Annotated in this window: 2 protein-coding genes; both read right to left on the reverse strand. The window is 71.6% G+C overall.

Annotated features, from left to right (window positions below):
• The coding region (locus tag AB0B40_RS37645) for a type I polyketide synthase (RefSeq protein ID WP_362268117.1) at positions 1-3,925 on the reverse strand (3,925 nt) is incomplete at its 3' end.
• Positions 3,926-4,022: 97 nt separating this feature from the next.
• Positions 4,023-7,994, reverse strand: a complete 3,972-nt coding sequence (locus tag AB0B40_RS37650; RefSeq protein WP_362268119.1) for an SDR family NAD(P)-dependent oxidoreductase — start codon at positions 7,992-7,994, stop codon at positions 4,023-4,025.
• Between the last annotated feature and the right edge of the window lie 42 nt (positions 7,995-8,036).

Consider the following 8,036-nt stretch of genomic DNA (forward strand, 5'->3'; position numbering starts at 1 on the left):
CCTGCAACGACTCCAGCGCACCGAGCGTCACCGACCGCACAACCGCCGGATCAACGGCATCCGTAGCGATGCCGTCGGCGTCTGCGTCGGCGTCGGCCGTGCGTGTCGTGAAGGAGGCCAGCACCACGTCCGGCGCTGGCTCTGTTCCCGCCGCCACGGCGGTCCGCAGCTCCTCCAGGTCCGCGCAGACCAGGGTCGTCGGGGACGATGCCGGGGTACGCAGCGCGATCTCGCGCCATACGACTCGGAACAGCGCCTCGTCGGTGATGCGTGCCGTGTCCCCCAGCCGCCCGGGGGCCACGGCGCGCGTCACCAGGGACGTCACAGCCGCGACCGGCGCCCCCGTGGTGTCGGCGACGAACACGGAGACCGCGTCCGCTCCGGCGGGAGCGAGCCGGACGCGCAGCGCGTCGGCGCCCGTGGCGAACAGCGACACCCCGCTCCAGACGAACGGGAGCCCGGCACGCTGTTCACCCTCGCTGCGCTCCGCGTCGTCCGGTCCCGACGCCATGGCGTGCAGGGCGGAGTCCAGCAGTGCGGGGTGCAGACCGAAGCGGCCCGCCTCGGCTCGCTGCTCCTCTGCGAGCGCGACTTCGGCGAACACCTCGTCGCCTCGCCGCCAAGCCGCCCGTACGCCCTGGAAGGCGGCGCCGTACTGCAGCCCCATGGCCGCGAGACCCTCGTACAGGCCGTCCACCGCGACCGGCTCCGCGCCGGCCGGCGGCCAGACGCCGAGTTCGGCGGCGACCGCGGCCTCCTCCGCACCGCCTCCGGCCCGGCTGTCGGTCAGCGTGCCGGTGGCGTGCCGCGTCCAGGCTGCCTCGGGCGCGTCCTCCGGACGCGAGTACACCGCCACCGGCCGCCGACCGGACACGTCCGGTCCGCCGACCGTCAGCTGCACCTGTACGGCACCGTTGTCGGGCAGCACCAGCGGTGCTTCCAGGGTGAGTTCCTCCAGCCGGTCACAGCCGACCGCGTCCCCCGCTCGCAGCGTCAGCTCCACGAACGCCGTCCCCGGCAGCAGCGTCGTCTCGGCCACCGCGTGATCAGCCAGCCACGGGTGCGTACGCACGGACAGCCGTCCCGTCAGCAGGAACCCGTCCGCGTCGGCCAGCGCGACGACCGCTCCAAGGAGGGGGTGGTCCGCGGACCCGAGCCCCAGACCGGCAGCGGCGTTCTGGCTCACCCCCAAACCGGTGGTCTCCAGCCAGAAGCGGTCACGCTGGAAGGCGTAGGTGGGCAGGTCGACGCGCTGGGCACCCGTGCCCTTGAACACCGCGACCCAGTCGACGGACGCGCCCCCGACGAACGCCTCGGCCACCGACGTCAGGAAGCGGAGCAGACCACCCTCGTCACGACGCAGCGAACCGACAGCGGATATCGGCGTGCTGAGGTGCTCATCTGCCGTCTGCTCGACACCCAACGTCAGCACCGGGTGCGCACTCGACTCGACGAACAGACGGAAACCGTCATCGAGAAGGGCCCGCACGGTGTCGGCGAAACGAACCGTCTGACGAAGATTGCGGTACCAGTACCCCGCGTCCAGACCGGTCGTGTCCAACACCCCGGCCGTCACCGTGGAGTAGAACGGCACGGAAGCGGCCTGCGGAACGATGCCTGCCAGGTCGCGCAGGAGTACGTCCCTGATCTCCTCCACATGCGAGCAGTGCGACGCGTAGTCCACCGCGACACGACGCGCCCGCACACCCTCCGCCTCGCAGGACGCCAGGAGTTCGTCCAAAGCGTCCGCGTCACCGGAAACCACCACCACGGCGGGGCCGTTGACCGCCGCGACCGCGAGCCGGCCGTCCCACGCCTGCAAGCGTTCCTGCACGGCTTCCAGGGCGAGGGAGACGGACACCATCCCACCACGGCCCGACAGCGCACGGATGGCCTTGCTCCGCAGAGCGACCACCCTCGCCCCGTCCTGAAGCGACAACGCACCGGCCACCACCGCAGCGGCGATCTCACCCTGCGAATGACCGATCACAGCCGCCGGCTCGACGCCGTAGGACCGCCACACCTCGGCGAGGGAGACCATCACAGCCCACAACACCGGCTGGACGATGTCGACCTGCTCCAGCCAGCCCTCACCACCGCCGCCGCGCAGGATGTCGGTCAGCGACCAGTCCACGAACGGCGCCAACGCAGCCGCACACTCACCCACCCGCTGAGCGAACACCGGAGACGAATCCAACAACTCCGCAGCCATACCCAGCCACTGCGAACCCTGACCCGGGAACACGAACACGGCACGGCCGTCCGCACCACCCGCACTCCCCCGCACCACACCCGCGACCTCACGGCCCCCGGCCAGCGCCTCCAACCCACCGGTCAGATCACCCAGCACCACAGCCCGATGCTCGAACACCGAACGGCCGCTCACCAGCGAGAATCCGACGTCCACCGGCGACAACCCGCCCACGGACGCGGCCAGCCGCTCCGCCTGCCCCCGCAACGCAGCCTCGGACTTCGCCGACACCACCCACGGCACCACCGGCGGCTGAACGAGCGCGACCGGCTCCTCCTCCGGAACGGAGACCGGAGCCTGTTCGAGGATGATGTGCGCGTTGGTACCGCTGATACCGAATGAGGAGACGCCCGCCCGGCGGGGTTCCTCCGTGTCCGGCCAAGGGGTGGCCTCGGTCAGCAGTTCCACGGCGCCCGCAGACCAGTCGACGTGGGAAGACGGCTCGTCCACGTGCAGTGTCCGCGGCAGCAGACCGTGCCGCATCGCCAGCACCATCTTCATCACACCGGCCACACCGGCCGCGGCCTGGGTGTGTCCGATGTTGGACTTGATCGACCCCAGCCGCAGGGGCCGGCCTTCCGGACGGTCCTGGCCGTACGTCGCCAGCAGCGCCTGCGCCTCGATCGGGTCACCCAGGGTCGTCCCCGTACCGTGCGCCTCCACCACCTCGATCTGCTTGGCCGAGAGCCGGGCGTCCGCGAGGGCCGCCCGGATCACGCGTTGCTGCGAGGGGCCGTTCGGTGCCGTGAGGCCGTTGCTCGCACCGTCCTGGTTCAGGGCCGAACCGCGCACCACGGCGAGCACCGGGTGACCGTTGCGCTGCGCGTCGGACAGCCGCTCCAACAGCAGCATGCCCACGCCCTCGCCCCAGCCGGTGCCGTCGGCAGCCGCCGCGAACGGCTTGCAGCGGCCGTCGGGGGCGAGACCACGCTGACGGCTGAACTCCACGAACGTCCCCGGTGTGGACATCACGGTGACGCCACCGGCCAGCGCGAGCGTGCACTCGCGTCGGCGGAGGGCCTGGGCGGCCCAGTGCAGGGCCACCAGGGATGACGAGCAGGCCGTGTCGATGGTGACGGCCGGCCCTTCGAGGCCCAGCGTGTACGACACCCGGCCGGAGGCCACACTGCCGGCGGTGCCGTTGCCGAGGTAGCCCTCGAGCCCGGCGGGGACGGCGTCGAGACCGGTGCCGTAGTCGTGGTACATGACGCCGGTGAAGACACCGGTGCGGGTGCCGCGTACCGAGGCCGGGTCGATACCCGCGCGTTCGAACGCCTCCCAGCTGGTCTCCAGGAGCAGCCGCTGCTGCGGGTCCATCGCCGTCGCCTCACGCGGCGAGATACCGAAGAACGCCGGGTCGAAGTCGCCGGCCGCGTGCAGGAAGCCGCCTTCGCGCGCATAGCTCTTGCCCACGGCGCTCGGATCCGGGTCGTACAGGCCCTCGACGTCCCAGCCGCGGTCCTCGGGAAAGCCCGAGATCGCGTCGGCACCGGCGGACACCAGCTGCCACAGCTCCTCCGGGGAGCTGACGCCTCCCGGGTAGCGGCAGCTCATCGCCACGATGGCGATCGGCTCGTGGTCCGCGGTCTCCACGTCCTGGAGGCGTTGCCGCGTCTGGTGCAGTTCGGCGATGACCCGCTTGAGGTAATCCCGGAGCTTGTCTTCGTTACTCATCGCGCTTTCCCATCAAAATGCAGTCGGCCACTAGGCAGTCGGCGGAAAGGGTTCGACGTCGACCGAGGTCGGTCGCTCGTGCATCAGGACATTCGGTTCAGCTGATTCCGAGGTCGTCCACCATCTTGAAAAGGTCGCCGTCCGTCGCTGATTCGAGCTGCTCGGCCAGATCGGCGCTTTCCGTTCCTTCCTGTGTGTCGCCGTATTTCGCGAGGAGATCTCGTAGCCGTCCGACGACGTCGGTGCGGCCGATCTCCTCCAAGGTCATGGCTGACAGACCCGCTTCGAGCCGGTCCAGTCCCACCGACACGGGCACGTCGCCGGCGTCGCCGCCGAGCGCGTCCCGCGGAGCCAACTCCTGGTACAGGAAAGCGGCCAGGGCCGTCGGTGTCGGGTAGTCGAACACGAGCGTTGCGGGCAGGCGCTGTCCGGTGATCGCGTTGAGCCGGTTGCGCAGTTCCACCGCTGTGAGGGAGTCGAATCCGAAATCCTTGAAGGCGCGCGCCGGTTCCACGGTCTCCACTCCGCCGTGGCCGAGTACGGCCGCGACATTGCGGCGTACGGCGTCCAGCACGATGCGTTCGCCTTCCGTCGCCGGCACAGCGGCCAGCCGTTCCCGCAGACCCGTCGATGCTGCTCCGGCGGCCTCCCCGGGGTCCCCGACGGACCGTTGCCCCGGCAGTACGCGAACCAACTCGCGCAGCACATGGGGAACTTCACCGCCGGTGTCGCGGACCGACGCCCGTACAGCCGTCACATCGAGCCGCATCGGGGCGACCACCGGGTCCTCGCCAGCGCAGCAGGCGTCGAACAGCGCGAGTCCGTCGGCCGTCGGCAGTCCGCCGAGCCCGATACCGGCCATGCGTCGCTGGTCCGCCTCGCCCAGGCCGCCGGTCAGCGCGCTGCGCTGCTCCCACAGTCCCCAGGCCAGCGAAAGGGCGGGCAGGCCCTGGGCGCGGCGCCGGGTGGCGAGTGCGTCGAGGAACGCATTCGCGGCGGCGTAATTGCCCTGACCGGCGGCTCCCAGCGTGCCCGCGGCGGAGGAGAACAGTACGAACGCGGTGAGGCCGGCGTCGGCCGTCAGCTCGTGGAGGACGGCAGCCGCCTCCGCCTTGGGGCGCAGCACCGTGCCGATGCGCTGCGAGGTCAGCGAGGTGACGACGCCGTCGTCCAGCACGGCCGCCGCGTGCACCACACCCTTGAGCGGATGTTCGGCGGGGACGGCCGCGAGCACCGCGCCCAGGGCGGCGCGGTCCGCCGCGTCGCAGGCCGCCCAGGTCACCGAGGCGCCCGCCGCAGTGAGTCGGGCAGTCAGTTCCTGCGCGCCCTCCGCCTCGGCACCCCTGCGGCTCAGCAGCAGCAGGTGCCGTACGCCGTGTTCGGCCACGAGGTGCCCGGCCACGAGACCGGCCAGCGTGCCACTCGCCCCGGTGATCAGCACGGTCCCTCGCGGGTCCCAGGTCGCCACGGGACCGGCGGGTGCAGCGGGTACGGACTCCGTCGTCGGTGCGTTGTGCGCCGTAGGTGCGTTGTGCCCCGTAGGTGCGTTGTGCCCTGTAGGTGCGTTGTGCGCCGTAGGTGTGTTCTGCGCCGCCGGTCCGTCGTCCGCAGCTCGGACGAGCCTGGGCAGCAGTACACGTCCCGCGCGGACGGCCAACTGCGGCTCACCCGCAACGAGAGCGGCGGCCACCGGCGCGGACGCGAACGCGGACGGATCGTCGGTGTCGAGGAGGAGCAGCCGGTCGGGGTGCTCTGCCTGCGCCGAGCGCACCAGCCCCCAGACGGCCGCTCCCACCATGTCCTGAACGGCCTGCTCGGCAGGATCCGAAGCGAGCGGAGAGGTGTTCACCGCGCCCTGGGTGACGATCACGAGGCGCGCGTCGGCGAAGCGGTCGTCCGCCAGCCAGTCCTGCACCCAGGCCAGCGTCCCCGCCACCGCGGAGCGCAGCCGCTCGCCCCCGCCGATGCCCGCAGCCGTGCCTGCGCCCGCACCCGTGCCGGGAGCGCCCGGTACGGAGAGGAAGACCCACTCCGGCACGGCGGCGCCGTCGCCCTGCGCTTGCGCACCGGTGTGGGCCTCACCCAGGCTCTTCAGGTCCGCGTGCACGGCCACGTCCCAGCCGCCCGACCGCAGGCACGCGGCCAGACCCGGCCCGTCCGGTTCGCCGACCACGGCACAGCGGAGCGCAGGAGGCACCTCGCTCGCCGGGAGTGGCATGGCGTGCCACGCCAACCGGAAGAGGGAGTCGCGCAAAGCGGCGCCCCGGGCGGTGTCGATCTGCTCGGCCGTGACCGGGCGCGTCACCAGCTCACCCACGGAAGCCACCAGCCGACCGGACTCGTCCGCCACGACCGCGGACACACCGTCGGCGCCGGCGGACGAGAGCCGTACCCGGACGGTGCTCGCGCCGGTGGCGTACAGGCGGACGCCGTTCCAGACGAACGGCAACCGGATCTGGTGCCGGCCCTCGCCGTCCGGCTCGGTCAGGCCGCCCGGGCCGGCCACGTGCATGGCGGCGTCCAAGAGTGCCGGGTGGAGTCCGAAGCGCACGGCCTCCGCCGTGTGCTCCTGCGGCAGCGCGATCTCGGCGAACACTTCGGGACCGCGCCGCCAGGCCGCGCGAACCCCCTGGAAGACCGGTCCGTAGACCAGCCCGCCCGACGCGAACCGCTCGTACATACCCTCGATGTCCAGCACCTCGGCGCCGGTCGGCGGCCACACTCCCGGCTCGTCCGACACGGATTCCGCCGCTTCGACGGCACTTTCGGTGACGACAGCGCCGACGTGCCGCGTCCACGGCTGGTCCGGGTCACCGGACTCCTGCCGCGCGTACACGTTGACCGACCGTCGGCCGGTGTCGTCCGGGCCGCCGACGACGACCTGGAGCTGGACCGCGCCGGTCTCGGGCAGGACCAGTGGCGCCTCCAGGACCAGGTCGTCCACGCGTGTGCAGCCGAACCGGGCACCGGCGTGCAGGGCGAGGTCCACGAAGGCCGTCCCCGGTACCAGCACGGCACCCAGTACCGCGTGATCCACCAGCCACGGGTGTGTCCCTGCGGACAGTCGGCCGGTGAAGAGGCAGCCGTCGGAGTCGGGCAGTGTCACGGCCGCGCCGAGCAACGGGTGGTCCGCCGCGCCCAGACCGACCGACGCGACATCACCGGCGGCCGGCACCGGCTCCAGCCAGTAGCGTTCACGCTGGAAGGCGTAGGTCGGAAGGTCCACCCGCCGGGGGCCGTACGGTGCCAGGTAGGCGGCCCAGTCCACGTCCTGACCCTGGACATAGAGCTGCGCCAACGCCTCCAGCAGCGTGGCCGCCTCACCACGGTCCTTGCGCAGCACCGGCACGAACGACATCTGAGGGGCACTGTCCGGGCCCATCGACGACAACACCCCGTCCGGACCCAGCTCCAGGCACACCGACACACCCTGCGCGGCCAGCCCGGTCACACCGTCACCGAAACGGACCGCCTCGCGCACGTGCCGGACCCAGTACTGCGGATCACACACCTCACCCGCACCAGCCAGCTCACCCGTCAGGTTCGACACCAGCGCAATCCGCGGAGCCCCAAACCTCAAGCCCTCCACGACCTGCCGGAACCCGGCCAGCATCGGCTCCATCAACGGCGAATGGAACGCATGCGACACCCGCAGCCGGCGTACCCGCCGACCCTCGGCACGCCACACGCCTTCCAGCTCCGCCACGACCGCTTCAGCACCCGCAACGACCACCGCCGACGGACCATTGACCGCAGCGACATCCACCCCCGCACGGCCCGCCAGCACACCACGCACGCAAGCCTCGTCAGCCTCCACCGCCAGCATCGCCCCGCCCGACGGCAACGCCTGCATCAACCGGCCACGCGCCGCCACCAGCACACACGCGTCCTCAAGCGAGAACACCCCCGCCACGAACGCCGCGACGATCTCCCCCACCGAGTGCCCGCCCACGACATCAGGCGTCACACCCCACGAAGAGACCAACCGGAACAGCGCCACCTCCAAAGCGAACAGACCACACTGCGTGAAACCAGTCGCATCCAGAGCCTCCCCGCCCTCGAAGACCACCTCACGCAACGGCCGGTCCAACAACCCGTCGAACCGCGCACA

The sequence above is a fragment of the Streptomyces sp. NPDC042638 genome, assembly GCF_040647235.1.
Taxonomy (GTDB): Bacteria; Actinomycetota; Actinomycetes; order Streptomycetales; family Streptomycetaceae; genus Streptomyces; species Streptomyces rameus.